Raw genomic sequence first — 26,556 nt, forward strand, 5'->3', positions numbered from 1 at the left:
GAGACCCCCGTACCCGCCGTCACTGCCGAAACCGAAGCCCCGACCCACCTGCCGCCCGGTCATCCGCCCACCCCCGTGTCGATCAGCGACCCGCACGAGTACCCCGAGGCAGGCGCCAACCGACTCCACGCCCCGCCCTTGAGCCGCACCAGCGACATGCACGCCGAGGTCCGCTTCCCGCCCACGTCCTGCGGCGCGACCATCCCCTCTGCGGTGAAGTCGTGCACCCCGCGGACCGCGTCGAGCATCGCCTTGCGGGTCAGCTGCGGCCCCACCTTCGCCGCCGTCGTCACGAACAACCGCGCCGCCGCCCACGCGAACATCCCGAAGTACGAGGGCGCCGCACCGGGTGCCACCCGCCCCAGCCACTGCTTGTACAACGCCACCTGGGCGTTGTTCTCCTCGAACAGGGCGCCGTTCGTGTAGACGACGGTGCCGTCGACGGCCGCGCCGCCCTGCCGGATGTACTGCGGGTCGTAGGCGGACGGGTCGGTGATGAACGCGTCCGGCGTGTACCCCTGCTGCCGCATGGCCTGCTGCAACCGGACCGCGTACTGCGCCGACCCGATCCAGTAGACGATCTTGGCGCCGGTCTCCTTGAGCTTCGCCACGTACGGCGCGTAGTTGACGTCGGTGATGTCGATGGCCTGCGAGTAGACGAACTTGATCCCGCGCGCCTCGGCCGCCTTCTGCATGCTCTTGGCGTTCTGCGCGCTCGCGTCGGCGTTGAGGTAGAGGTAGGCCGCGGCGCCGATCGAGCCGGGGAAGCTCGACTTCACCAGGTCCGGACCTGCCGACGACACCAGGTTCACCACGTTGGAGGCGACGCCGAAGCTCACCGGCGTGCGCTGGCGTTGCGCGGTCACGGTGGAGGCGCGCAGGTCGGGGATCCCGCATGCCGAGGCCGCGGGGCCGCCGCCCTGGTCGAACGCCGACATCGAGCCGACCAGCGCGAACGCCTGCTCACAGGCCTGCGAGGTGGCCTGCTGGTCACCGCCGCTGTCGGTGCGCGAGTCGAACGAGACGAGCTTCAGCTTGCGCCCGCACACCGAGCCCTGGGTGGCGTTGAAGTACTCGACGAACGCCTTGGTGGCCTGCTGCGCCGACTGGAAGATGCCCGGCACCGGGCCGCTGATGTCGGAGATGTTGGCGATGGTGATCTCGCCCGCGGTCACGCCCTTGTCCGTGGCGCCACCGGTGCCCTGGCACCCGCCCGCGATGCTGCCGGGCGGGTTCGGCTGCTGGTTGGGCTGCTGGGGGTTGGTGGCGCCGGGCTGACCCGCGGTGCCGTCGTTGCCGGGCACCCCGCCGTCCTCGCCCGGCGCGGTGCCCTCCTGAGTCCCCGATCCGCCGCCCTGCGGCACGACGAGGGCCGCACGCTGCTCGGCGGTGAGCCTGCTTCCGCAGCCCGCGACCAGCGCGCAGACCACCAGAGCGATCAGCGCGACCCTGCGATGCATGCGGACGAACGCTAGGCCACTGCATCAATTCAGCCCAGGCCCGCTACCAGCGATTTCACCCAGGTGGCCGACACAAAATTTAGAACGCGTTCTATCTGCAAAGAAACCGCGCGAAAACCGTCACCAGACGGCAGTTGCGTCGTTAGACCACCTCGTGCCAAGTAACACGTTCTACCTAGGACGGCGGCAACAGCTCCGGCCGGCGCGCCCGGATGACGTCACCGGACGACTCCCCGCGCAGCCGCCGCATCACCCACGGCACGACGTGTTCGCGCGCCCACTTCCAGTCCTCGGCCCGGCGGACGCGACGGTCGACCAGCGGGGCCGCGCCGAGCACGGTCCGCTCCAGCGAGTGCGGCACGCCCAGGCCGTCGAGGACCGAAATGGCGACCTCGTTGTGCCCGAGCTCGTTGAGGTGCAGCCGGTCCTCGGACCACATGCGACGGTCACGCAGCTGCCGCATGGCCCACATGTCGACGAGCACGCACGAGTGTTCGGCCGCGATCGCGCGCACGTGCTCGTTGTAGATGGCCACGCGACCACGCATCTTGCGGAACACCGGGTCGTCCGCCCCGTCGACGCCCGTGAAGAGGATGACCTGGGCACCGGACCCCACCACACGCGCCACGGCGTTCCGGTACCGGCGCATCAACGCGTCGATGTCCACCTTCGGCCGCATGAGGTCGTTCCCGCCCGCATAGAGGGAGACGAGGTCCGGGTTCATCGCGAGAGCGGGCTCAAGCTGCTCGTCGAGCACCTGCAGCAGCAGCCGGCCGCGCACCGCCAGGTTGGCGTAGGTGAACTCCGGGTCGGCGACACCCAGGACGTCGGCGACGCGATCGGCCCATCCCCGCACACCATTGGGACGACCAGCGTCTTCGTCACCCACCCCCTCGGTGAACGAGTCCCCCAACGCCACAAAACGCTTGCTCATGCTCAGGACTTTAGGTCGCGGGTTCTCGCGACGGTTGCGCGGGGTTCGATAACGTTTCAATAACGCCGGGGTCTCGAACTGAGGCGGGTGCGCATTCCTGGCCGTAGTCCCGATCGTGCGACTCCCCATGGACTTGGCAACGCCGACGCGACTCCTCGTCGCGTTGGCCGGCTGTGTGCTGGCCGTGCTGCTCAACACCGGGAGCGCGATCGGCCAGCCCAGCACGCCGTCGACCCCAATCTCGACCCCGCCGCCCGGTAGTGGCGGGAAGGGCGACGAGGTCGTGCAGACCCAGTGGGGTCCGCTCGGACCTGCCGACCGGGACTTCATGGACCGGGTCAAGCAGGCCGGGTTGTGGGAGAAGCCCGCGGGCGAGAAGGGCAAGGCCAAGAGGCCGGACCAGCCCAAGATCCAGGAAGCCAGCAAGCACCTCATCGAGGGGCACACGCTGCTGGACGGCGTCGTGAACCGGGCAGGTCTCCTGCTCGGCCACGAGCTGCCCACGGAGCCCACCGATGAGCAGAAGAGCTGGCTGGCCGAGATGGACGCGGCGAACGGCGACGAATTCGACGCCGTCTTCGCCAACCGGCTCCGCGCGGCGCACGGCAAGGTGTACGCCTATGCCGCGCAGATCCGGGCGGGCACCAAGAACGAGCTCATCCGCATCCTCTCCACGCAGGCGATGATCACCGTCTTCGACCACATCAAGGTGATCGAGGACACCGGTCGCGTCGACTTCGCCGGTCTGGAATCCCCTCAGCCGCTCGCACCGGCGACGGCTGCCTCCGGGACTCCGGAACCGACCGGGGACAACGCGAACGCCACAGCCAACCCGACCGATGGCGTGACCCCGACCGTGCCGGACGGCACCAAGTTCACCCGGACCGCCGAGAAAGGCGTGTTCGGCGAGAACAACGGTGTCTTCTTCGGTGCGATAGCGGTGCTCGCGCTCGCGCTGGTGGGGATGCGAGTGATATCCCGATCGAAGAAGAAAACACCGACACGGCGGAAATCTCGTTCGTTCTAATCGCACACCCAGGTTCAACCCGAAGATAGCGGCTTACCGCCGTCAGCTTCACCATGCCGTTTTATCGGACTACCACGAGGTGGCAAATGGCTATTCACCGGAGGAAATCCACGATCTGGCTGACCGCCGCCGCAGCGGCGATGGCCCTGGTCGCAGGCGGTGCCGCGGTGGTGGCAATCGGATCTTCCGACGGCTCCGCGCTCGCCGACGGTGCCGACAAGTCAGAATTCGTCGACATCACCAAGGTGAAGCCGAACGTCAAGAAACCAAAGCAGCAGAACGGCGCCACCACGGGTACGTTCACGGTCGACTGCGGCCGGAACGAGAATCAGCACTTCAACCCGGACAACTTCATCGCGCAGCCCGGCGTCCGCAACGGTGCCCAGCACCTGCACGACTACGTCGGCAACCTGTCCACGAACGCCGACTCCAACAACAAGTCGCTGGTGAAGGCCGGCACCACCTGCAAGAACGGTGACAAGTCGGCGTACTTCTGGCCCGTCGTCCGCATCGACAAGAACGACGAGAAGGACAAGGGCAAGCAGAACCCGCCGAAGAAGAACGACAAGGCGCAGAAGGACCAGGACAAGGCCGACAAGGCCGCTCCGCGGGTCGACTGCCCCGACGTCGCCTCCGCCCTCGGCGACGACATCCCGGACAAGGCGCAGGCGGAGATCGACCGCGAGCTCGGCAACCTCGACAAGCAGATCGACGAAGCGGACAAGCGGCTCGAGACCATCAAGGCCGGCGACATCAACAACGCCGTCCTCGGCCCGCTGAAGGACAAGCGCTTCGCGGCCCTGAACCGCATGATGCTGGCGTTCAGCCGGCTGGGCCAGCAGGCCCCCGACCTGAACCCGCTCGCCGCCTGCAAGCTGAAGGACCAGAACAACAAGGGCGTCGACAACGGCGGCGACAACAGCGACAACGCGCAGGCCGAGGGCACCGAGGACAAGGCCAAGAAGGCCAACCCCGAGCCCAACGACAAGCTCCAGCTCGAGGGCAACGACGGTGACATCCAGCGCGTCGAGTCCGCTGACCTGACCTTCCGCGGTTCGCCGGTCGGCAAGGTCGTCGCGATGCCGAAGTTCCTGCGCATCCTGTACGGCGACGCCAAGGTCGGCCAGAACGGCCCGAAGAACGCCAAGGACTCGTGGACCTGCTCCGGCTTCGAGGACAAGGTGCTGATCAACAAGTACCCGATCTGCCCGCAGGGCTCGAAGGTCAAGCGCATCCACGACTTCCCGGGCTGCTGGGACGGCAAGAACATCGACTCGGCGAAGCACCGCGAGCACGTCGCCTTCGCCGACGGGAACGGCAAGTGCCCGAAGGGCTTCAAGGCCATTCCGCAGCTGCGGGTCACGCTGACCTACAACATCCCCAGGGACGTCCAGCTGAAGGGCCAGTACAAGGTCGACTCGTTCCCCGAGGAGAAGCACAACCCGTTCTCCGACCACGACGACTTCGCGAACGTGATGTCGCAGCAGATCATGAACCGCCTGGTCAACTGCGTGAACTCCGGCAAGAAGTGCAAGGAGTGACCCAGCTCTGAATGCGACGAGAATCCCCCGGTGCACCTCCCGCGCACCGGGGGATTCTCGTTGTCCGCCTTCAGGTTTGTTCACCGACGTGAACATCGCCGAGGAGCATTGACGGCAAAGGTATAGACCACCAACACTGGCGGCATGGTCACCCGTTCCTGCGCGGTGCTGATCGCACTGCTGGCATCGTTGCTAGTACCGGTCACCGGCTCGTCCGTCTCGGCGGCACCGGCGACGTTCGTCCACCCGGGAGTCGTCGTTTCCCGGCCGCAGCTCGACTTCGTGCGCGCCAAGGTCCAGGCCGGCGCCCAGCCGTGGAAGCTCGCCTACGACCGCATGATGGCGTCGAAGTACGCCGACCTGAACCGCACGCCGAAGCCGCGCGCCGTCGTGGAGTGCGGGCCCTACTCCAACCCGAACTACGGCTGCACCGACGAGCGCGAAGACGCCATCGCCGCCTACACCCTGTCGCTGGCCTGGTACGTCACGCGCGACAGCCGGTACGCGGCCAAGGCCATCGCGATCATGGACGCCTGGTCGGCCACGATCCGCGACCACACCAACTCGAACGCCCCGCTGCAGACCGCCTGGTCGGCCAGCAGCTGGCCGAAGGCCGCCGAGATCATGAAGCACGTCTACGGGAACTGGCCGAACAGCGCCAGGTTCGCGACCATGCTGCGCACCGTCTACCTGCCGGAGATCCAGAACGGCCGGGCCGGCACCAACGGCAACTGGGAGCTCAGCATGATGGACGCCTCGCTGGGCATCGCCGTCTTCCTGGAGGACCGGACCGCCTACGACAAGGCCGTCGGCATCTTCCGCACCCGCGTCCCGGCGTACATCTACCTGACCTCGGACGGCTCCTTGCCCAAGACGCCGCCCGGCAGCGGCATCGACACCCGGTCCGAGATCATCTCGTACTGGCACGACCAGTCCACGTTCGTCGACGGGCTCGCCCAGGAGACCTGCCGCGACTTCACGCACACCGGCTACGGGCTGGCGGCCGCGGCGCAGTTCGCCGAGACCGCGCGGCACCAGGGCCAGGACATCTGGGGTGAGATCAAGGACCGCATGCGGTACGCGTGGGGCCTGCACACCAAGTACCAGAACGGCGAGCCGATGCCGTCGTGGCTGTGCGGCGGCACCAGGTCCGGTTCGCTCGGGCCGACGTCCGAGATCAGCTTCAACGCCCTGAACACCCGGCTGGGCATCGCGATGGCGAACACCCGGCAGTACACCGAGGCACAGCGTCCACAGGGGACGGACAACCTGTTCGTCGCCTGGGAGACGCTGACTCATGCGGCGAATCCCGCCTAGGTGGGACTAGCGTGCGTGGCATGACAGACGTGAAGCCACGCAGCCGCGACGTGACCGACGGCCTGGAGCGCACCGCCGCGCGCGGGATGCTCCGGGCCGTCGGCATGGGCGACGAGGACTGGGAGAAGCCGCAGATCGGTGTCGCCTCGTCGTGGAACGAGATCACGCCGTGCAACCTGTCGCTGGACCGCCTCGCCAAGGCGTCGAAGGACGGGGTGCACGCGGCCGGCGGATATCCGCTGGAGTTCGGCACGATCTCGGTGTCCGACGGCATCTCGATGGGCCACGAGGGCATGCACTTCTCGCTGGTCTCGCGCGAGGTGATCGCCGACAGCGTCGAGACGGTGATGCAGGCCGAGCGCCTGGACGGCTCGGTGCTGCTGGCCGGGTGCGACAAGTCGTTGCCGGGCATGCTGATGGCGGCCGCACGGCTCGACCTGGCTTCGGTGTTCCTCTACGCCGGCTCGATCCTGCCCGGCCGGGTCACGCTGACCGACGGCACCGAAAAAGAGGTCACGATCATCGACGCGTTCGAGGCCGTCGGGGCCTGTGCGCGCGGGTTGATGAGCCGCGAGGACGTCGACCTGATCGAACGCGCGATCTGCCCGGGTGAGGGAGCGTGCGGTGGCATGTACACGGCCAACACCATGGCCAGCGCGGCGGAGGCGCTGGGCATGTCGTTGCCCGGCAGCGCCGCTCCCCCGGCGACCGACCGGCGGCGTGACGGGTTCGCACGGCGTTCGGGCCAGGCCGTGGTGGAGATGCTGCGGCGCGGCATCACCGCCCGCCAGATCATGACGCGCGAGGCGTTCGAGAACGCGATCGCCGTCGTCATGGCGTTCGGCGGCTCCACCAACGCGGTGCTGCACCTGCTCGCGATCGCGCACGAGGCCGGCGTCGACCTGACCCTGGACGACTTCAGCCGCATCGGCGCGCGCGTGCCGCACCTCGCGGACGTGAAACCGTTCGGGCGGCACGTGATGACCGACGTCGACCGCATCGGCGGCGTGCCCGTGGTGATGAAGGCCCTGCTGGACGCCGGTCTGCTGCACGGCGACTGCCTCACCGTCACGGGCCGCACGGTCGCCGAGAACCTCGCCGACATCGCCCCGCCCGACCCGGACGGCCTGGTCCTGCGCGCGCTGGACAAGCCCATCCACCACACCGGCGGCATCACGATCCTGCGCGGCACGCTGGCCCCGGACGGCGCCGTGGTGAAGTCGGCGGGCTTCGACTCCGACGTCTTCACCGGCACCGCGCGGGTGTTCGACCGCGAGCGCGCCGCGATGGACGCCCTCGAAGACGGCACGATCACCGCCGGCGACGTCGTGGTGATCCGCTACGAGGGCCCCAAGGGCGGGCCGGGCATGCGCGAGATGCTCGCGATCACCGCGGCGATCAAGGGCGCGGGCCTGGGCAAGGACGTCCTGCTGCTCACCGACGGCCGGTTCTCCGGCGGCACCACGGGGTTGTGCGTGGGCCACGTGGCACCGGAGGCGGTCGACGGCGGGCCGATCGCGTTCGTCCGCGACGGCGACCGGATCACGCTGAACGTCGCGGAGGGCACGCTCGACGTGGACGCGGACCTGGAGAGCCGGAAGGAGGGCTGGGCTCCGCTGCCGCCGCGGTACGAACGCGGTGTGCTCGCCAAGTACGCCAAGCTGGTCGGCTCGGCGTCGCGCGGCGCGGTCTGCGACTAGTGACCCAGGCGGCACCTGCCCGCGGACACTGTCAGCGGGCAGGTGCGGATGAGGCGTGCTCAGCCGAGCCCGGCGGGATCAGCCGTCCTTGGCGAAGATGCGGGTCAGCACCGCGAAACCGATTCCGGCGACCGCGAGCACGATGCCCGCCACCGGCAGGCCGGACGCCGCCAGCGCGGCCCCGGCCGCCGAGAAGAGGATGAACTCCAGCACGAAACGAGTCGGTTCCACCAGGCGGCGCTTGGCCCGCGGGGCGATCGCCAGGCCCCAGATCGTCGCCGCCACCACCGGCGCCAGCACTCCGCCGAGAACGCTGAACAACGTGGTGCCACCGAGACGTGCGCCCGCCACCGCGAGGCCCGCGAGCAGCGCGAGCTCGGTGAGGAAACGGATCGCCAGCACGAAGCTCGCGGTTCGCCGCGGGTGCGCGGACTCGGTTGTCATGGCGCCGAGCCTACGGGCACCGGGCAACGGTCACGGCGTCAATAAAGGCCGTCCAGCACGTCGGCGTAGCGCTTCTCGATCTCCCGGCGGCGCGGTTTCAGCGACGCGGTCAGCAACCCGTCCTCGACGCTGAAGTCGTGCTCCAGCACGGCGAACCGCTTGATCGTCTCGTGCCGCGCCAGCTGGGCGTTGACGGTCTTGATCGCGTGCTCGACCTCGGCCTCGGCGTCGGCGAGTCCGGACGCGGTGTCCGGGTCGAGCGTCACCAGCGCGACGCAGTACTTGCGGCGGTCGCCGTGCACGATCACGTTGCTGATGTACGGCGACGCCGCGTTGATCATGCTCTCGATCCGGGTGGGCGCCACGTACTTGCCGCCCGAGGTCTTGATCAGTTCCTTCTTGCGGTCGGTGATCTTCAACCGGCCCGCGTCGTCGAGCTCGCCGATGTCGCCGGTGTGCAGCCAGCCGTCGACCAGCGTCTCGGCGGTGGCTTCCGGGCGGTTGTGGTAGCCGCGCATGACGCCGGGGCCGCGCAGCAGCACCTCGCCGTCGCCGGCGATCTTGACCTCCATGCCGGGGATCGGCGGCCCGACCGTGCCGATCCGGATCATGCCCGGCCGGTTGAAGAACGTCGCCGCGGAGGACTCGGTCAGGCCGTAGCCCTCCAGGATCGTGATCCCGGCGCGCTCGAAGAACTCCGCGATCTCCCGGGCCAGCGGTGCCGAGCCCGACACGAAGTACCGGATCCGCCCGCCCACGCGGTCGCGCAGCTTGCGGTACACCAGGCGATCGGCCAGCCAGCGGGTCGCGGGACCGTGGTCGCGGTCGGCCCACCGGAAGATCCGGAACGCGAGCCCGCCCTTTTCGCGCGCTCCCGCGACGATCCGGCCGTGGATCTTCTCGAAGATGCGCGGCGCGGCGGCCACGATCGTCGGCCGCAGCTCGCCGAGGTTGTCCACGATCCGCTCGACCGACCCGTCGACGGCGGTGGGCACGCCCGCGGCGATCATCGCCATCGTCAGCACCTTGCCGAACGCGTGCGACAGCGGCAGCCACAGGAAGTGCAGGTCGCTCGGCTGCAGAATGCCCAGTGACGCAACGGCTTCCGCCGTCGTCAGCCAGTTGTCGTGGGTGAGCTCGACGCCCTTGGGCGTGCCGGTGGTGCCCGAGGTGTAGATCAGGGTGGCGAGGTCGTCCGGTCCGAGCTCGCCGATCAACGCGTCGTAGTCGCCGCCGGCCTGCGGGACCGCGCCGAACCGGAGCACCTCGACGTCGCCGGGCATGAGGCTCGCGTGCTCGTCGGTCTGCACGACCACGATGCGGCTGCCGGAGTCGCCGACGATGTGCGCGACCTCGCCCGCGGTGCTGTTCGGGTAGATCGTGGTGGTGGCGCCACCGGCGGCGAGCACCGCGAGGTCGGTGATGATCCACTCGATGCTGGTGCCACCCATCAGGGCGACGCGATCGCCCTTGCGCAGGCCCTTCGCGCGCAGCCCGAACGCCTCGCGCGCGACCCGTTCCTCCAGCTGCGCCCACGTGAGCGAGGCCCAGCCGCCGTGGTCGCGGAACCGCATCGCCTCGGCGTCGGGCGTGCGGGCGACCCGGTCGCGCAGCAGGCCGGGGATCGACAGCGCCATTGCTCTTCCCTTCTCTGGAGCGTTGCTCCAGAGCGGTACTCTAACCGTCATGGCCGACCGAAGACAGTCCCTCCTCGACGCGGCACTCCAGCTCGTCGACGAGGGCGGCCTCGACGCCGTGACGATCGCAGCACTGACCGAGCGATCCGGCATGTCGAACGGCAGCATCTACCACCACTTCGGCAGCCGTGCGGGCGTGTTCGCGCAGCTCTACGCCGACAGCTACGGCCGCTGCGTCGCGGCCATGCGACCCGCGCTGGACGACCGCCCGGCCGTCGAGGCGGTCAGGGACCTCGCGCTGCGCTACCTGGACTGGGTCATGGCGAACCCCAGCCGCGCCCGGTTCCTGTACGCCGCGCCAGACCACGCCGACCCGCAGGCCAAGCAGGCGGAGTTCGCGCCGGTGCTGGCGTGGTTCCTGGCCCGCATGGCCACCGGCGAGCTGCGCGAGGTCCCGCCGTGGGCGCTGGAGCCCGTGGTGATGGGTCCGGCGCACGAGTCGGTGCGCCGGTTCCTGCTCGGGGTGTTCGACCTGGCCGAGGCGCGCGAGCTGGTCGCGGACGCGGTGCAGGCCGTGCTCAGACCTCAGCGGTAGAACACGTGTTCGATTATGCTGCGATCCATGCGCCAGGGATCGCTGTTCGACCTCGACGCGGAACCGGAACTGGCTCCGCTGGCCCCGCGCCGCACCGAGCTCGGCCACGGCGCGTGGATCGACGTGCAGCCGGGCTGGCTCTGCGGCGCCGACGCGCTGTTCGACCAGCTCGTGGCCGAGGTGCCGTGGCGAGCCGAACGCCGGCAGATGTACGACAACGTGGTCGACGTGCCGCGCCTGCTCTGCTTCTACCCCGGCGCACTGCCGTTCGACGTGCTGACCACCGCCCGCGACCTGCTCAGCCGGCACTACCTGCCCGAGCTGAAGGAACCGTTCACGACCGCGGGCCTGTGCTACTACCGCGACGGCCGCGACAGCGTGGCGTGGCACGGCGACACCATCGGCCGCGGCCAGACCGAGGACACGATGGTCGCGATCCTGAGCGTCGGCACGCCACGCGCGTTGCTGCTGCGGCCGCGCGGCGGCGGTGAGACGCACAGGTACGCGCTGGGGCACGGAGACCTGCTCGTCATGGGCGGATCGTGTCAACGCACCTGGGAACACGCCATCCCCAAGACCGCGAAGGCCGTGGGCCCGCGGATCAGCGTGCAGTTCCGCCCGCACGGGGTCCGCTGAGCCCTTTGTCGACCGTTTGTCGACGAGTTGCAGACGGCGGCTGCGAAGGTCATCTTCACGTCCGAGTATTGGAGCGAAAATGGCCAAACGCGTCATCGTTCGATTCGCCACCGCATTCGCGGCAACGGCACTCAGCCTCGTGTCGTGGACCGCTTCGGCGTACGCGAGCGAGCCCGACTTCCAGATCCTCGTCAACGACCGCACGGACAAGTGCATCGACGTCGCCGGGCACTCGGCCGTCGCCGGCGGAGTCCTGCACGAGTGGGACTGCGGCCACGACAGCAACAGCCACAACCAGCACTGGGGGGTGCGCAACACCAACTCCAGCGGCTTCTTCAACCTCGTGGTGCACGAGCACGGGTTCTGCATGGCCGAGCACGGACTGAACGCCCAGCTGACGCAGGAGAACTGCGACGGCCGGTCGAGCGAGCTCTGGCGGTGGGCGCCGGACGCGTCGGCGGGACGGCTCTGGCTGCAGTCCGTCAGCGGCCTTTGCGTCGCGCTGATTCCGAACACGGTGAAGAACGGCACTCCGATCGGTGTCCAGTTCTGCAGCGACAGCTCCGCGTCGCACTGGCACGCCGAACCGACCCAGTAGTCGTCATCGGCTGACGCACCGAATTTCCCGGATTCCTCCGCGGCGGAATCCGGGAAATTCAGTCACACGGCCTGGACGGCCAGCAACGCGAGGTCGTCGTGGTCGTCGCGGTCGAGCCACTTCAGCACGGCGTCCTCGCAGTGCCGCGCGATCTCCTCCGCCGACATCCCCTTGCACTCCTTCAGCACGGCCCGCAGCCGCTGCTCCCCGAACAGCTCGGTGCGGTCGGCGTGCGCGCGGGCCTCGGTGAAACCGTCGGAGTAGAGCACCAGCGTGTCGCCGGGGGCGAGCGTCACCTGTTCGCCGTGGAACCGGACGTCGGACAGGATGCCGACGATCGCCCCGACCGCGCTCACCTCGTGCACCGACCCGTCGGCGCGCAGGACGAGCGGCGCCGGATGCCCGCCGGAGGCGAGCGACAGCCGCACTCCCCCGTCCGGCAACGGCACCAGCTCGCCGACGACGATCGTGGTGAAGAGCTTGGACCCGGTGGCGCGCAACGAGGTGTTCAGCAGGTGCAGCAACCGCACCGGGTTCGTCTCGACGAGCGAGAGCGCCTGCAGCGACTGCCGCACCCGTCCACTGTGGACCGCGGCTTCCAGGCCGTGGCCGCAGACGTCGCCGAGCGCGAACGTCGCCGAGCCGTCCGTGCGCGGGTGCACGTCGTAGAAGTCGCCGCCGACCAGGGCGCGCTGGTGGGCCGGGATGAACACCGACCCCATCGCCACCCCGCGCAACTCCGGCAGCGGCAACGGCAGCAGCGCCGAGCGCAGCACGTCGATCATCCGCTGCTGCTCGGTGAGCCGCGACGCCGACTCCAGCGCCACCGCCGCGTGCTTGCCGAACAACCGGACGCGCTCGACGTCGTTCGGCGCGAAGTCACCGCGCCGCAGCACGACCAGCGCGCCACCGACGCCGAGCGGCACGGCCAGCGCGGAGCCGAAGTCGTCGGGGACGCCCCAGCTGCCGTCACCCAAAGAGGTGATCCTCGTCAACGTCGACGTGCCGGTGAGGACCTCGGACAGCACCGAGGCCCGGCGCGGCGTGCGGGTGACCGTGGGCTCACCGCCGCCGCAGCGCCACCACTCCAGGCGATCGCGCGTGGCGGGCACGACGGCGACGCAGTGCTCCCCCAGCAGCTCCGCGGCGAGCTGCACGATGGTCTTCAGCGTGGTCTGCCGCGAGGTGCCGCCCGCCAGCCGCAGATGGGCGTGGTCGAGCGCGGAGTCCGTGAAGTACCAGGCACTCCAGCCCTCGCCGAGGTCGTGCTGACGGCCCGCCACGTGCACGTCGAAGTGCTCGCCGAGGCACAGCCGGGGGAACCGGTCGGCGGCCGCCGCGTTGCGCACGCGCACCACTCCGGCGGGGTCCACGACGAGAACGGCTTCGCGCAGCCCGTCCACCAGGCGTTGCCAGCCGTCCAGGTCGATCCCCACGGCGCTGCTCATCCGCCGGAGTCCTGTGGCCGGGTCATCACGGCCTCCTGCGGGTAGTTGGCGTGCATCGCGGCATCAAGTTACCTCGCTCCCAACCTAACGTGGCAGGCTTGGCTGCGACCACCGAGGCACGGAGGCTTGGAGTGACCACGGTCAACGAAGAGACGGACGCGACCCTCGAGAGGGTTCTCTCGGCGATGAGAGACCTGCGTGACGGCAACTTCCGCCGCAGGCTGGTGGTGCCGGGCAACGGTCCCGTGTCCGCCCTCGCGGACGTGTTCAACGAGATCGCGGAGCGCAACCAGTGGCTCGCCGGTGAGCTCGGCAGGGTCCGCCAGGCGGTCGGCCAGGAGGGCAGGCTCACCGAGCGGGTGGCGCCCGCGGGCACGGCCGGTGGCTGGTCGCTGATCGCGGACTCGGTGAACGGCCTGGTCGAGGACCTGATGCGGCCGACGACCGAGCTGAGCCGCGTGCTCGCCGCCGTCGCCGAGGGCGACCTGACCAAGCGCATGTCGGACCAGACGCTGCGCGGTGAGTTCGCCACGCTCGGGTCCACGGTGAACGGCCTGGTCGACCAGCTCTCGTCCTTTGCGGACGAAGTCACCCGCGTGGCCCGCGAGGTCGGCACGGACGGCCGCCTGGGCGGTCAGGCGAAGGTTCCGGGCGTCGCCGGCACGTGGCGCGACCTGACCGACAACGTCAACTCGATGGCGAACAACCTGACCAACCAGGTCCGCAACATCGCCCAGGTCGCGACGGCGGTGGCCAACGGCGACCTGACCCAGAAGATCACGGTCGACGTCTCCGGCGAGATGCTGGAGCTCAAGAACACGCTGAACACCATGGTCGACCAGCTCAGCTCGTTCGCCGACGAGGTCACCCGCGTCGCCCGCGAGGTCGGCACGGACGGCAAGCTCGGCGGCCAGGCGAAGGTGCCCGGCGTCGGCGGCACGTGGCGCGACCTCACCGACAACGTGAACTTCATGGCGGAGAACCTCACCACGCAGGTCCGCAACATCGCCCAGGTCACCACGGCGGTGGCGCAGGGCGACCTGACCCAGAAGATCACCGTCGACGCGCGCGGCGAGATCCTGGAGCTCAAGTCCACCATCAACACGATGGTCGACCAGCTCAGCTCGTTCGCCGCCGAGGTCACCCGCGTGGCCCGCGAGGTCGGTTCGGACGGCCGGCTCGGCGGTCAGGCCCAGGTCCCCGGCGTCGCCGGCACCTGGCGCGACCTGACCGACTCGGTGAACGTCATGGCGAACAACCTGACGACCCAGGTCCGCAACATCGCCCAGGTCACCACCGCCATCGCGCGCGGCGACCTGACCCAGAAGATCACCATCGACGCGCGCGGCGAGATCCTCGAACTGAAGACCACGATCAACACGATGGTCGACCAGCTCTCGTCGTTCGCCGAGGAGGTCACCCGCGTCGCCCGCGAGGTCGGCACGGACGGCCGGCTCGGCGGTCAGGCCCAGGTCCCCGGCGTCGCCGGCACCTGGCGCGACCTGACCGACAACGTCAACTTCATGGCGAACAACCTGACCAACCAGGTCCGCAACATCGCGCACGTCGCCACGGCGGTGGCCAACGGCGACCTGTCGCAGAAGATCACCGTCGACGCGCGCGGCGAGATCCTCGAACTGAAGTCCACTTTGAACACGATGGTGGACCAGCTGTCCTCGTTCGCCGAGGAGGTCACCCGCGTCGCCCGCGAGGTCGGCACGGACGGCCGGCTGGGCGGTCAGGCCCGCGTGCAGGGCGTCGCCGGCACGTGGAAGGACCTGACCGAGAACGTCAACCTGATGGCGGACAACCTGACCAACCAGGTCCGCAACATCGCCGCCGTCGCCACCGCCGTCGCGAGCGGCGACCTCTCGAAGAAGATCACCGTCGAGGCGAAGGGCGAGGTCGCGGCCCTCGCCGAGACGCTGAACGGCATGGTCGACACGCTGCGCGCGTTCGGTGACGAGGTCACCCGCGTCGCCCGCGAGGTCGGCACCGAGGGCATCCTGGGCGGCCAGGCGCGCGTGTCCGGCGTGGCGGGCACGTGGAAGGACCTCACCGACTCGGTGAACTTCATGGCGGACAACCTGACCAACCAGGTCCGCAACATCGCCCAGGTCACCACCGCGGTGGCCCAGGGCGACCTGACGAAGAAGATCGACGTCTCGGCCCGCGGCGAGATCCTGGAGCTCAAGACCACGATCAACACGATGGTCGACCAGCTGTCGTCGTTCGCCGACGAGGTCACCCGCGTCGCCCGCGAGGTCGGCACCGAGGGCAAGCTCGGCGGTCAGGCCGAGGTCGACGGCGTGGCCGGCACGTGGTCGAAGCTGACCGACAACGTGAACCAGCTGGCGTCGAACCTGACCACCCAGGTCCGCGCGATCGCCGCCGTCGCCACCGCGGTGACCGCGGGTGACCTGACCAGGCAGATCACCGTCGACGCGTCCGGTGAGCTCGCCGAGCTCAAGGACAACGTCAACCAGATGATCGCGAACCTGAAGGAGACGACCCGCGCGAACCGCGAGCAGTACTGGTTGAAGACGAACCTGGCGCGGCTCTCCGGTCTGATGCAGGGTCACCGCGACCTGCGCGCGCTCGCGTCGTTGATCATGAGCGAGCTGACGCCGCTGGTCAGCGCCCACCACGGCGCGTTCTTCCAGATCCAGGAGGACGACGACGCCAAGCAGACGCTGGAGCTCACGGCGTCCTACGGCTTCCGCCTCGACGCCGCCCGCGCCACCCGGCTGGCCATGGGCGAGTCGCTGGTCGGGCAGTCCGCGCTGGAGAAGAAGACGATCCTGGTCACCGACGTGCCCGGCGGCTACCTGACCGTGTCGTCCGCTCTGGGCGAATCAGCGCCGGTCAACCTGGTGATCCTGCCGATCCTGTTCCAGGGCGAGACGCTCGGCGTGATCGAGCTGGCCTCGCTGAACGAGTTCACCGAGGTCCACCTCGACCTCCTCGACCAGCTCAAGGAGGCCATCGGCGTCAACGTGAACACGATGCTCGCCAACTCGCGCACCGACGCCCTGCTGGTCGAGTCACAGCGCCTCACCGCGGAGCTGAGGGCCGGTTCGGAGGAGCTGGAGGACCGCGCGCGGCAGCTGCAGACCGCGTCGAAGTACAAGTCCGAGTTCATGGCGAACATGTCGCACGAGCTGCGCACGCCGTTGAACTCGCTGCTCATCCTGGCCAAGCTGCTCGCGGACAACCTCGACGGCAACCTCAACGCCAAGCAGGTGGAGTTCGCCCGCACGATCCACTCGTCCGGTTCCGACCTGCTGCAGCTGATCAACGACATCCTCGACCTGACCAAGGTCGAGGCCGGTCACATGACCGTGCACGAGGACCCGGTCCGGGTGGACGAGCTGGTCCGCTACGTCGAGACGCTGTGCCTGCCGCTGACCGCCGAGAAGAACCTGGAGTTCTCGGTCAGGGTCGACCCGGACGTGCCGGAGACGCTGCGCACCGACGAGCACCGCCTGCAGCAGATCCTGCGCAACCTGCTCTCCAACGCCGTCAAGTTCACCCACGACGGCGGCATCCGGCTGCACGTGCGCATGGACGACGCGTCCACGGTGGCGTTCGACGTGCACGACACGGGCATCGGCATCCCGGCCGAGAAGCTCGCCGTCATCTTCGAGGCGTTCCAGCAGGCCGACGGCACGACGTCGCGCAAGTACGGCGGCACGGGCCTGGGCCTGTCGATCAGCCGCGAGCTGGCCCAGCTGCTCAACGGCGCGTTGCGGGTGCGGTCGGAGCCGGGCATCGGTTCGACGTTCACGCTGTGCCTGCCGCTGGGCAAGGTCGTCACCGACGCCTTCGTGGTGCCCGAACCCACGCCGATCGTGACGCCGGCCCCGGTGCTCGCGGCATCCGGCACGATCCGGTTCCACGGCGAGAAGGTCCTGGTCGTGGACGACGACCTGCGCAACGTCTTCGCGCTGACGAGCGTGCTGGAGCTGCACGGGCTCGAAGCGATCTACGCGGACAACGGCATCACGGGCGTGCGCGCGCTGGAGCAGTACGACGACGTGGCGATCGTGCTGATGGACATCATGATGCCGGAGCTGGACGGCAACGCGACGATCTCGGCCATCCGCGCGATGGAGCGCTACGCGGACCTGCCGGTCATCGCCGTCACCGCCAAGGCGATGAAGGGCGACCGGGAGAAGTCACTGGCGTCCGGCGCCACCGACTACGTGACCAAACCGGTGGACACCGAGCACCTGATCAGGCTGATCGCCTACTACCTCGGGGTGTCCGCGGAGGCCTGAACGGCGGCGTCCACCGTCTCGTGCAGGCTCAGCACCCCAGTGACGTCCGCGAGGTCGAACAGCCGCTTCACCGGCGGCTGGGTGGCCGCGATGCGCAGCTGCCCCCCGGCGTCGGTGAGCTTGCGGTGCCACTCGAGGACGAGGGCCAGTCCGGTCGAGTCCATGAACTGCAGACCGGACAGGTCCAGCACGGCGCGCGCGCTGGTGACGTCGGCGTCCAGCCGTGCCGCCAGCACAGGGACGGTGTCGATGTCCAGCTCACCGGCGACCGCGAGCACGCGCCACCCCTGCTGGACCTCGCTGCCGACGTTGAGCTCCATCGTCGCCGTTCCTTCCGCCACGCCCGACTCGTGCGCCCCAAATCGTGCAGCACGGCGGCAGGACGTGCGACCACCGGGGGGCTGAAAGATCCGAACGGGGGGCTGGATGTGCGACGATGCGCCTTGTGCTGAACGACCCACTGGCTGAGGTGCGGGTGACTCTGTCCGCGGAGGGCGGGTCGTGCGCTCGTGCACGTCAGGTGGTGCGCGACGCCGCCACCTCGTGGGAGTTGTCCGAAGACCTGGCCGACGACGCGCAGCTCGTCGTGACGGAGCTGGTGTCGAACGGCATCGACCACGGTGAGGGACTGATCACATTGACGGTGAGCCGCAGACCGGGCGGCATGCTCGTCGAGGTGCACGACGAGTCGTCGAAGCAACCTCAGGTGAGACCCGTGGACCCGAGCTCGGCGCGCGGCCGCGGCATGCAGCTCGTGCAGGCGCTGAGCGCGCGTTGGGGGACGACGCCGGACGGGCGGGGCAAAGTCGTGTGGGCCGAGTTGGAAGGCTGAGAACGGGTACCTGACCCGGTATGACAGCCACACCGCCCGATCCCGACCCGATGAGCACTCCTGGACTGGAGCCCGGTGGCGGGGTGCGGCCGGGAGACACACCGCCCGAATCCGGACAGACCTCAGGTGTTTCCCACCGCGAGCCCGCTCCGCCGAAAGCGGCCACGGGACGCGTGGTGATCGCGCTGATCCTCGTGGCCGCCGCGTTCGTCGCCGCGATGCTGCTGACTCAGGCGTTCCTCTTGCACTAGCTGCTCGCTACTTGGCGAGGCGCGACGCGAGCAGCGCCTTGCCCTGCTCGGCACCCTTCTGGCTCTCGTTCTGCGCCTTGCGGAAGAACTCCGCGAGCTCGGTGTCCCCGTCGCGCTCGGCGTCGGAGATGTAGGTCTCCAGCCGCAGCGCGTTGTCGAGACACGCCTCGGTGAACCAGAGGATGTTGTAGTCCTTGTCCTTCGTACCCGTGATCTGACCGGTCTCCGTGGTCGACACGGCTCCTCCTCGTCTGTCAGGGGTTTCTGGGGGTCACTCGGCGTGTACCCGACGTGGCCTGGCGAAAACCGGCTCGGCTTGTGGTGCTCCCCCGAAGGCGCGTACGGTCGGTGCGGACGGGAGTCCTAATGAACCAACTTCGCCAGAGAACTACCTACGTCCAGTCCATTCCGATCGTCGCGCTCACCGGCGAGATCGACATGATGTCGTCGCGGCCGGTGACGAACAACCTCGCCCAGCTGCTCGACCGCAAGCCGCCCGCGTTGGTCATCGATCTGCGGGGAGTGCGCTTCTTCGGGTCGGAGGGCATCCGCACGCTCGTGGAGACTCAGGCCCAGGCCGACGAGCTCGGCATCAAGTTCGGCGTCGTCAGCGACACGCGAGTTGTGTTGCGCCCCTTGGCAATGACGGCCGTCGACCAGTTGCTGCTCTTGTTCAACGACGTCGACGACGCCGTCACCGCGCTCAGCGCCTGTTAGCGCTCAAGCCGCCGATTCGCGTCTGCCGCGCGAACGCTCCACCAGGTCCAGCAGCAGGCCCTCTTTGGTGGACCACGGCGAAATGTCCACGACGTCGTGTCCCGCGACCCGCATCAGCGCTTCCGCGACCACCGCGCCCGCCAACGACTGCTGGGCCCGGTGCCGGGAGATCCCCGGCAGAGCGGCGCGTTCGCGCACCGACAGCTTCGCCAGGCGCGGGATCCACTTCTCCAGGTCCTTGAGCTTCAGCTGCCGCGGCACATAGGTGCCGGTGCGCGCTCCAGCGAGCCGGGCCAGTTGCTCGAACACCTTGGAGCAGCCGACGGCGCGAGCGCTCTCACCGGGCGGGAAGGCCTTCGCGATCTTGTGCAGGACCTCGGCGCGCATGTCCTGCACGGTCAGTCCGGCGCGGGTCAAAGTCCTTGCGCCCAAAGGCAAGGAGACCGCGCGGTCGGGTTCCGCACCGGAGCCGGAAGCCAGCTCCACGGTGCCACCGCCGACGTCCAGCACGACCATGGGGCCCGCGCTCCAGCCGAACCAGTGCCGGGCCGCGGTGTAGGAGTAGCGTGCTTCTTCCTTGCCGGACAACACCTTCAGCTCGACGCCGGTGCGTCTGTGCACCTTGCGCATCACCTCGTCGACGTTCGCGCTGTCCCTCACCGACGACGTCGCGAACGGCAGGAAGGGCACGTCGCCGGCCGTCTTCCGCGCGGCCAGCACAGCCGCGCACAACGACTCGATGCCGACGCGGCTGATGGCCCCCTTGGAATCCAGCTCGCGGTCCAGCCGCAGCCGGACCTTGTGGGACACCAGCGGCCGCATCAGGTCTCGTTCCACGACGACCAGGTGAGCGCTGAAGCACCCGACGTCCAGAACACCGACCGACATCCGCCACCTTCCTTCTCTCAACTTCCCTTTACTTCATCGGTCACCATTGTGCGAGTCTTTGCACCCGATCAGGGCAACTTGACGTAATGAGATGCGTTACAGTGCCCCGATGTCCCTGGCAGAGATCCCTTCCCGGCTCGACCACGCGGTGAAATCGGCGAACCGCGGCGTAATAGTCCTGGCCGTGGACGGGCTCTCATCGGACGTGGCCGAACAATCCTGGCTGTCGGCCTCCGTTTCCACGCTTTCCTCCACCGTGCCGACCACGTCCGCGACGGCGTGGCTGACCGCGTTGACCGGTGTCCCGGCCGACGTCCACCGCGTGCCGGGAACGGTGTACCGCAACGGATCCGGACTCGTGCACGCCGTCAACGGCGCACCGGAGATCCCGGAGCTGCCGACCGTTCTGCAACGGCACGGCGCCACCGTGCTGGCTCGCGAACTCGACCTGCTGGAGGGAACCTGGGCCCAGGCCCTCCTGCGCGGCTGCACCCGGATACCCGCGCCACCCCGGCACAAACTCACCGCTCAGGCGGAGGATCCGCCGCTGCTCGTCGCCAACGTCGTGGCCGATCTGGACAAGGCGCTGCCGGACTCGCGGTTCCTCTGGACCTACGTCAACATCGACGACCACGTGCACCGCCACGGCTACGACGAGTCCGCGCACGAGGCGATGCTGCGGCTCGACGCGCACGCTTCCCGTTGGGCCGCACAGGGTTGGACGGTCGTCGCGCATTCGGACCACGGCCTGGTGCCCGTCGATCCCGACCCGGACCTCGTCGAGGCCTGGGAGGAGATCGTGCGCGAGGAGTGCGAGCTCCCGTCCGGCGGCGCGGGCCGGCTGCGCTGGCTCTACCCGAGGCAGGACCGGCTGGAGGCCGTTTTCGACCGCGTGGCAACGACTCTGGGCGCCACCGCGACCGTGCACCACGCCACCGACCTCGGGCTGCCGCAGCCGGAGGCCGGTCCGGTCGTGGCCGTGGCGGCGTCACCGCGGTTCCCGATCCCGGACCCCTCGGTGGCCTACGAGCACGGCGGCCTGAGCCGGGAGGAGATCGACGTTCCCTGCGCGGTCTGGCAGACCGTAGAGTGAGCGGGTGCGCGTCGAATTTTCGAGCTCCATAAGGGAAATCGATGCTGCCGATTGGAATTTCGTGGTCCGCGAGAGCGGCGCTCCGGTGTTCTACGAACACGCGTACCTCCGCGCGTACGAACAGACGCCGCTGACGGACGTCGACGCGTTCGCCTATTTCGTCGTGCGGGACGGCGAGAAGCCCGTCGCGGTGACGCCCGCCTACCTCCAGACGGCCGCGGCTCCGTTGCGCTGCCTCCGCACGGCCTATCCCGAGGCACGCGACCAGCCCGCGCTGCTGAGCCACGTCTGGCACTGCTACGACGCGCACGTGCCGGCCACGACCGAGGTCCTGCCGCGCCTGCTGGACGCGATGATCAGGACCGCGTCGGTCTTCCGGGCGCGGTGGTGCGGGTTCGTGAACGTCCAGCGCGGCAGCGCGCTCTCGCAGTCGCTGCGCGCGAACGGGCTGCCCGCGCGGCACCTGCTCGACAGGTGGACCGCGGACCTGGGCGGCGTCACCGACTACGAGCACTACCTCGCGCGGCTGAGCCAGCGCGCGAGAGCGAACCTCAGACGCAACGAGCGAAGATCGCGGGAAGCCGGTGTCACCATCGAAGTGGTCCCGGTCGAGCACGCCGCGCTCGAGGAGTTCCTGCTGCTGTGCACCAAGACCGCGTCCCGCTTCGAGAACAACGGCTTCCACCCCGACCTGACCTTCGCCGCGTTCGTGCGCGGACTCGGCGATCTCGCGCACGTGATCGAGGTCCGGCAGCACGACAGGCTCGTCGCGGCCGGCGTCTGCCTCGCCGACTCCACCCGCCTGCACACCTGGACGTGCGGCGTCGACTACGCGGTCGACGGCAACTACAGCCCGTACGGCGTCCTGTTCGCCGAGTCGGTCAAACTCGCGGTCCGGCTGGGCAAGCGCGTGCTGGAGGGCGGCCTCGGCAACGGGGTCTTCAACCAGCGGCACGGCCTGAGCCCGCGCCCTCTCGACGCCGCGCTGATCCGCACCTGAAACACCATTCGCAACAAATTGTTCATCCTTGTGAATTGTTGTCAGAATGCCGCGCGTTCTGACAGGGTGAGGCTGGGCGCAAGGACACGAAAGGGACTGGACGGTCTCGTGAATCTGTCTCGACGCACCCTGCTGGCGTCTGCCGCGGCCACTCCTCTGGTCATGGGAACCGGTACCGCGAAAGCCGGCGCCTCCCCCGCGAAGCTCCGCGGAGCGCTCGACCACGGCCTGGCCAAGCTGAAAGCGGTCGCACCGGGCATCACGTCGTTCCCGGAGATCACCCGCTTCGAGAAGTGGACCTACGTCGCCGACGGTGGCTGGGTCGGCGGTTTCTGGCCGGGCACGCTGTGGCTCGCGCACCTCGACAGCGGCGACGCCGGGTTCCGCGCGCTGGCCGAGGCCGCGAACGACCGGCTGGCGCCGCGCCGGCTCGACGCGCGCGACCACGACCTGGGGTTCCTGTTCTACCCGTCGTGGGTCACCGCGTACCGGCTCACCGGCGACCCGAAGTGGCGGGACGGCGCGATCGACGCGGCGAACACGCTGATCCTGCGCTGGAACGCGGCCGGCAGGTTCATCCGCGCGTGGGGCAAGCTCGGCACGCCGGGCAACGCGGGCCGCGTGATCATGGACACGATGATGAACCTGGACCTGCTCGCGTTCGCCACCGAGCAGACCGGCGACCGCAGGTTCCTCGACATCGCGACCGCCCACGCCAGAACCACTCAGGCGAACTTCCTGCGGGCCGACGGCTCGACGCCGCACGTGTTCGACTTCGACCCGGACACGGGCGCGCCGATCGGCCAGAACACCGTGCAGGGCTACAGCCCGACCTCGTGCTGGTCGCGCGGCCAGGCGTGGGGCATCTACGGCTTCACGACGATGTACCGCCGCACGGGCCTGCGCGAGTTCCGCGACACCGCGCGCAAGATGGCCGACTACGCGTTGTCCGTGCTGACGCCCGACCACGTGCCGGTGTGGGACTACCGTTCCCCGTTGGGCATCAACGACGTCAAGGACTCGTCCGCGGGCGCGATCATGGCGTGCGGCCTGCTGGACCTGGCCAGGGCGACCGGCTCCGGCCGCTACCGCGACCGCGCGCTGAAGATCCTCGACGGCCTGGCCGGCACGTGCCTGACCACCAATTCCACCCGCGCCGAGGCGATCCTGGCCCGCGGCACCCGCAACCGCCCGTCGGAGGACGGCGTGGAGGTCTCCCTCCCCTACGGCGACTACTACCTCTTCGAGGCGATCCTCCGCGTCCTCAAACCGGCGCAGATCGCCAGGGCCATCGGGTTGTAGGGATCATTTCTCGACCACCCTCGCCGTCGGGCCGTTGCTCCAGGTCGCTTCCAGCCTGGACAACCGCCCGGCGGTGGTGCGGAAGTTGACCACCAGCGGGCCACCGGGTTGTTCGACGGCGACCGACCAGCCGTCGGACGGCGTGGCCGACATGGCCTCCACGCCCTGCGGCCGGTAGCGCACGACCACGTCACCGCCCCGCAGGTGGAAGGCGTGGACGTAGGAGCCGTCCGCCTGCCATTCCCCCTCCTGGAGTTGAGCCGGGGACGCACCTCCATCCGTACTACTGGGAGGAGCCGGAACAGACGAGCTGACCACAGGAGGCCTGGTGGACGACGAGGGCGTGCCGATCGGCGTGACGGTCGGCATCGGCAACACACCACCCGGCCCCGTCGTGGCCTCCAGGGCGGCGACGGGCGCCGGTTCCATGGCCGAGCGGATGCCGAACCACGACAGGCCGACGGCGACCGCGGTCACCACCGCCCACGCGAGCAGGTATCCGACCGACCGTCTCACCGCGACGACCCTCCTGTAGCGACTCATGGCATCAGTACTGCTGGTCGAGGACGACCCCGTGGTGCGAGCGGCGATCACGCGGGCTCTCACCGGCCAGGGCCACATCGTGCACGGTGTCGCGCTCGCGATCGAGGCTTTGCGCGAAGTCACCGCCAACACCTACGACGTCGTGGTGCTCGACCTCGGGCTGCCCGACCTCGACGGCGGCGACGCGCTGCGGATGATCCGGGGCGTCACGAACACCCCCGTGGTGATCGCGACCGCCCGCGACGACGAGGCGGAGATCATCCGCCTGCTCAACGCGGGCGCCGACGACTACCTCGTCAAACCGTTCTCCAGCGAGCACCTCGAAGCGCGGCTGCAGGCCGTGCTCCGCAGGGCGCGCGACCGCAGGCAGCTCGTCGTCGGAGGGCTGGAGATCGACACCAGCCTCCGCAGGGCCACTGTGGACGGACGGGAGCTCTCGTTGACGCACAAGGAGTTCGAACTGCTCTCGTACCTCGCGGCGCGCTCGGGCGAGGTCGTCCCGCGCGCGGAGATCCTGGCGAACCTGTGGCCGTCCACCCGCGACGACCAGACGCTCGACGTCCACCTGTCGTGGCTGCGCCGCAAGCTCGGCGAACGGGCCGCGCAGCCGCGTTACCTGCACACGGTGCGCGGGGTCGGCGTGCGTCTGGTCGCACCGAGATGAGGCGGTCACTGGTGCTGGTCGCTCTCGCGGCGACCAGCATGGTGGCGCTGGCCTTCCTGATCCCGCTCGCGATCGTCGTCAAGACCTCGGCGTACCAGCGCGCGCTCAGCGAGGCGGAGAAGCAGGCCAACGCGCTCACCCCGGCCTTGCTGATCACCCGCAAGCCGCAGGAGATCCGGCAGGCGATCAGGAGCACCCGCTACGGCGGCCAGCAGCGGCTGGCCGTGCACGTCAGCGCACCGTCGGCCACGTACGGCACGTCGCACATCACCGCCGCCAACCTGCAGGACGCCCAGAACCTCGCGACGGCGTCCACGCTGGAGCGGCCCGACGGCGTGGTCTACCTGCAACCGCTGGCCACCAGCGCGAACGGGATCGTGATCGTCGAGGCGTTCGTGCCGCACGAAGAGCTGACCCACGGCGTGCTCGGCACGTGGTGGGCGCTGGCCGGTGTCGCGATCGGGCTCGTCGCCGTGTCGGTGTTCGCGGCCGACCGGCTCGGTGCGCGTGCGGTGAAGGCCACTCGCGCGCTGGCCGAGGGGGCGCGACGGATGGGGCACGGCGACCTCTCCGCCCGCGTACCGGTGAAGGGGCCGCCGGAGATCAAGGAGGTCGGCAAGGCGTTCAACGCCATGGCCGAACGCGTCCGGCACCTCGTCGCCGCCGAACGGGAAGTGGTCGCCGATCTCTCGCACCGCCTCAGAACGCCTCTCACGGCGCTCCTGCTGGACGCGGACACCCTCGGCAGGGGTCCGGGTGCGGATCGCGTCCGCGAGGCCGTCCAGGGCCTGGAGAGGGAGGTCGACGAGATCATCAAGGCGGCCCGGTCCGGTCTGCAGCCCGACGACACCGGGGTGGACGTGGCGGGCGTCGTGCGCGACCGGCTGGTGTTCTGGTCCGCGCTCGCCGACGACCAGGAACGGCCGTGGACGATCCGCGGCGCGGACAAGCCCGCGCACGTGCCGCTGGCCCGCACCGACCTCACCGCCGCGCTGGACTCGTTGCTGGGCAACGTCTTCCGCTACACGCCGGAGGGCACGCGGTTCGCCGTGACGCTGGTGCACCAGGCCGATCTGGTGGCGCTCGTGGTCGAGGACGCCGGTCCCGGCATCACCGACGTCGAGCACGCGTTGCAACGCGGCGCCAGCGGTGGCGGATCCACCGGGCTGGGGCTCGACATCGCCCGCCGCGCCGCGGAAAGCACGGGTGGCTCTCTCCACGTCGACCGCGGGCCTCTGGGCGGGGCACGCGTGCAAATGAGGCTCCGGAGGCTCTAGGACCCCTGGTTCGGGGCCGGAAAGAACACCGCCGGCGGCGCGGACCGTGGGACGGGTCCGACACCGCCGGCGGGCACCGGCCGGCTGCGCTGCACCGCTGCCGCACCACCGAGTTCCGAGCAGGAGGGAGGAACCCGATGAGCAGTGCGCGCTTGCCTTCCCACACCGGTGTAACGAGGTGGATCAGCCGGGGCTCTCGGCGCCAGGTGTGGGGACCGGCGTATTCAGGTGGTCCGTGTTGATCGTTTTTCGCGATCTGTCACGAAGTTAGCCGACCGCGCGCCGTCGCCAATCCACCGTTCAGACGATTAATCCGTTTTAAATATATTTAAGTTCGCCCGGTCGGCTGTCCACCCCTTAAGTCTATTTAAG

Annotated in this window: 25 protein-coding genes; 16 read left to right on the forward strand and 9 right to left on the reverse strand. The window is 69.3% G+C overall.

Annotated elements, in window-relative coordinates; all coding sequences use genetic code 11:
* Positions 1-59 precede the first annotated feature (59 nt).
* Both ACWEIJ_RS34605 and ACWEIJ_RS34610 read right to left on the reverse strand, forming a co-directional pair.
* Positions 60-1,460 (reverse strand): ABC transporter substrate-binding protein, encoded by a 1,401-nt coding sequence (locus tag ACWEIJ_RS34605; RefSeq protein ID WP_449841456.1) that lies wholly within the window; start codon positions 1,458-1,460, stop codon positions 60-62.
* Between the two features lie 175 nt (positions 1,461-1,635).
* A complete protein-coding gene (locus tag ACWEIJ_RS34610; RefSeq protein ID WP_449841457.1) occupies positions 1,636-2,394 on the reverse strand; it encodes an SGNH/GDSL hydrolase family protein in 759 nt (252 codons plus the stop codon).
* A 127-nt stretch (positions 2,395-2,521) separates the two neighbouring features.
* Between ACWEIJ_RS34610 and ACWEIJ_RS34615 the strand changes: the two genes are divergently transcribed.
* From ACWEIJ_RS34615 to ilvD, 4 genes are all read left to right on the forward strand, one after another.
* Positions 2,522-3,421, forward strand: coding sequence for a DUF4142 domain-containing protein (locus ACWEIJ_RS34615; protein WP_449841458.1), 900 nt, complete (start codon positions 2,522-2,524; stop codon positions 3,419-3,421).
* Positions 3,422-3,507: 86 nt separating this feature from the next.
* Positions 3,508-4,962, forward strand: coding sequence for a DUF1996 domain-containing protein (locus tag ACWEIJ_RS34620; RefSeq protein WP_449841459.1), 1,455 nt, complete (start codon positions 3,508-3,510; stop codon positions 4,960-4,962).
* A gap of 144 nt (positions 4,963-5,106) precedes the next feature.
* Complete coding sequence (locus ACWEIJ_RS34625; RefSeq protein ID WP_449841460.1) at positions 5,107-6,279, forward strand: alginate lyase family protein; 1,173 nt, start codon at positions 5,107-5,109, stop codon at positions 6,277-6,279.
* A 20-nt stretch (positions 6,280-6,299) separates the two neighbouring features.
* Positions 6,300-7,979, forward strand: coding sequence for a dihydroxy-acid dehydratase (ilvD, locus tag ACWEIJ_RS34630; RefSeq protein WP_449841461.1), 1,680 nt, complete (start codon positions 6,300-6,302; stop codon positions 7,977-7,979).
* 78 nt (positions 7,980-8,057) lie between these two features.
* Here the strand turns inward: ilvD and ACWEIJ_RS34635 are convergent, their stop codons facing one another.
* Positions 8,058-8,423, reverse strand: coding sequence for a YrdB family protein (locus tag ACWEIJ_RS34635; protein WP_449841462.1), 366 nt, complete (start codon positions 8,421-8,423; stop codon positions 8,058-8,060).
* Between the two features lie 38 nt (positions 8,424-8,461).
* The gene (locus tag ACWEIJ_RS34640; RefSeq protein WP_449841463.1) at positions 8,462-10,060 is read right to left on the reverse strand and encodes an AMP-dependent synthetase/ligase; all 1,599 of its coding nucleotides are present in this window, start codon (positions 10,058-10,060) and stop codon (positions 8,462-8,464) included.
* A 49-nt stretch (positions 10,061-10,109) separates the two neighbouring features.
* Between ACWEIJ_RS34640 and ACWEIJ_RS34645 the strand changes: the two genes are divergently transcribed.
* From ACWEIJ_RS34645 to ACWEIJ_RS34655, 3 genes are all read left to right on the forward strand, one after another.
* Entirely contained in the window at positions 10,110-10,655 is a 546-nt protein-coding gene (locus tag ACWEIJ_RS34645) for a TetR/AcrR family transcriptional regulator (RefSeq protein ID WP_449841464.1), read from the forward strand.
* A gap of 27 nt (positions 10,656-10,682) precedes the next feature.
* Positions 10,683-11,291, forward strand: a complete 609-nt coding sequence (locus tag ACWEIJ_RS34650; RefSeq protein ID WP_449841465.1) for an alpha-ketoglutarate-dependent dioxygenase AlkB — start codon at positions 10,683-10,685, stop codon at positions 11,289-11,291.
* A gap of 79 nt (positions 11,292-11,370) precedes the next feature.
* The gene (locus tag ACWEIJ_RS34655) at positions 11,371-11,889 is read left to right on the forward strand and encodes an RICIN domain-containing protein (protein ID WP_449841466.1); all 519 of its coding nucleotides are present in this window, start codon (positions 11,371-11,373) and stop codon (positions 11,887-11,889) included.
* Between the two features lie 62 nt (positions 11,890-11,951).
* On the opposite strand, the gene ACWEIJ_RS34660 is transcribed toward ACWEIJ_RS34655, so the two are convergent.
* Positions 11,952-13,337, reverse strand: coding sequence for a PP2C family protein-serine/threonine phosphatase (locus ACWEIJ_RS34660; RefSeq protein ID WP_449841467.1), 1,386 nt, complete (start codon positions 13,335-13,337; stop codon positions 11,952-11,954).
* Between the two features lie 131 nt (positions 13,338-13,468).
* Here ACWEIJ_RS34660 and ACWEIJ_RS34665 point away from each other — a divergent pair, with 131 nt between their 5' ends.
* Positions 13,469-17,617 carry a HAMP domain-containing protein gene (locus ACWEIJ_RS34665; RefSeq protein ID WP_449841468.1) on the forward strand — a complete coding sequence of 1,383 codons (4,149 nt, stop codon included), beginning with the start codon at positions 13,469-13,471 and terminating at the stop codon, positions 17,615-17,617.
* Here ACWEIJ_RS34665 and ACWEIJ_RS34670 read toward each other — a convergent pair.
* Positions 17,590-17,958 (reverse strand): STAS domain-containing protein, encoded by a 369-nt coding sequence (locus tag ACWEIJ_RS34670; protein ID WP_449841469.1) that lies wholly within the window; start codon positions 17,956-17,958, stop codon positions 17,590-17,592. The two genes, ACWEIJ_RS34665 and ACWEIJ_RS34670, sit on opposite strands and share 28 nt — an antisense overlap.
* 95 nt (positions 17,959-18,053) lie before the next feature.
* On the opposite strand from ACWEIJ_RS34670, the gene ACWEIJ_RS34675 reads away from it, so the two are divergent.
* Positions 18,054-18,449: an ATP-binding protein gene (locus ACWEIJ_RS34675; RefSeq protein WP_449841470.1), complete on the forward strand. Its 396-nt coding sequence runs from the start codon at positions 18,054-18,056 to the stop codon at positions 18,447-18,449.
* A 20-nt stretch (positions 18,450-18,469) separates the two neighbouring features.
* Positions 18,470-18,700 (forward strand): DUF6480 family protein, encoded by a 231-nt coding sequence (locus tag ACWEIJ_RS34680; RefSeq protein WP_449841471.1) that lies wholly within the window; start codon positions 18,470-18,472, stop codon positions 18,698-18,700.
* A gap of 7 nt (positions 18,701-18,707) precedes the next feature.
* Here the strand turns inward: ACWEIJ_RS34680 and ACWEIJ_RS34685 are convergent, their stop codons facing one another.
* Entirely contained in the window at positions 18,708-18,938 is a 231-nt protein-coding gene (locus ACWEIJ_RS34685) for a hypothetical protein (RefSeq protein ID WP_355440434.1), read from the reverse strand.
* A 128-nt stretch (positions 18,939-19,066) separates the two neighbouring features.
* Here ACWEIJ_RS34685 and ACWEIJ_RS34690 point away from each other — a divergent pair, with 128 nt between their 5' ends.
* On the forward strand, positions 19,067-19,417 hold the full coding sequence (locus ACWEIJ_RS34690) for an STAS domain-containing protein (RefSeq protein WP_449841472.1): 351 nt from the start codon (positions 19,067-19,069) through the stop codon (positions 19,415-19,417).
* A 3-nt stretch (positions 19,418-19,420) separates the two neighbouring features.
* On the opposite strand, the gene ACWEIJ_RS34695 is transcribed toward ACWEIJ_RS34690, so the two are convergent.
* Positions 19,421-20,305 (reverse strand): Ppx/GppA phosphatase family protein, encoded by an 885-nt coding sequence (locus ACWEIJ_RS34695; RefSeq protein WP_449841473.1) that lies wholly within the window; start codon positions 20,303-20,305, stop codon positions 19,421-19,423.
* 109 nt (positions 20,306-20,414) lie between these two features.
* On the opposite strand from ACWEIJ_RS34695, the gene ACWEIJ_RS34700 reads away from it, so the two are divergent.
* The 3 genes from ACWEIJ_RS34700 (at position 20,415) to ACWEIJ_RS34710 (ending at position 23,700) form a co-directional block, all read left to right on the forward strand.
* Positions 20,415-21,398 (forward strand): alkaline phosphatase family protein, encoded by a 984-nt coding sequence (locus tag ACWEIJ_RS34700; RefSeq protein WP_449841474.1) that lies wholly within the window; start codon positions 20,415-20,417, stop codon positions 21,396-21,398.
* A 61-nt stretch (positions 21,399-21,459) separates the two neighbouring features.
* On the forward strand, positions 21,460-22,398 hold the full coding sequence (locus ACWEIJ_RS34705) for a GNAT family N-acetyltransferase (protein ID WP_449841475.1): 939 nt from the start codon (positions 21,460-21,462) through the stop codon (positions 22,396-22,398).
* Between the two features lie 108 nt (positions 22,399-22,506).
* Positions 22,507-23,700: a glycoside hydrolase family 88 protein gene (locus ACWEIJ_RS34710; RefSeq protein WP_449841476.1), complete on the forward strand. Its 1,194-nt coding sequence runs from the start codon at positions 22,507-22,509 to the stop codon at positions 23,698-23,700.
* A 3-nt stretch (positions 23,701-23,703) separates the two neighbouring features.
* Here the strand turns inward: ACWEIJ_RS34710 and ACWEIJ_RS34715 are convergent, their stop codons facing one another.
* A complete protein-coding gene (locus tag ACWEIJ_RS34715; protein WP_449841477.1) occupies positions 23,704-24,216 on the reverse strand; it encodes a hypothetical protein in 513 nt (170 codons plus the stop codon).
* Positions 24,217-24,241: 25 nt separating this feature from the next.
* Here ACWEIJ_RS34715 and ACWEIJ_RS34720 point away from each other — a divergent pair, with 25 nt between their 5' ends.
* Positions 24,242-24,907 (forward strand): response regulator transcription factor, encoded by a 666-nt coding sequence (locus ACWEIJ_RS34720; RefSeq protein ID WP_449841478.1) that lies wholly within the window; start codon positions 24,242-24,244, stop codon positions 24,905-24,907.
* On the forward strand, positions 24,904-26,184 hold the full coding sequence (locus ACWEIJ_RS34725) for an ATP-binding protein (protein ID WP_449841479.1): 1,281 nt from the start codon (positions 24,904-24,906) through the stop codon (positions 26,182-26,184). The genes ACWEIJ_RS34720 and ACWEIJ_RS34725 overlap by 4 nt, the downstream gene beginning before the upstream one ends.
* The last annotated feature ends 372 nt before the right edge of the window (positions 26,185-26,556 follow it).

This window comes from Lentzea sp. NPDC004789, from assembly GCF_053601075.1.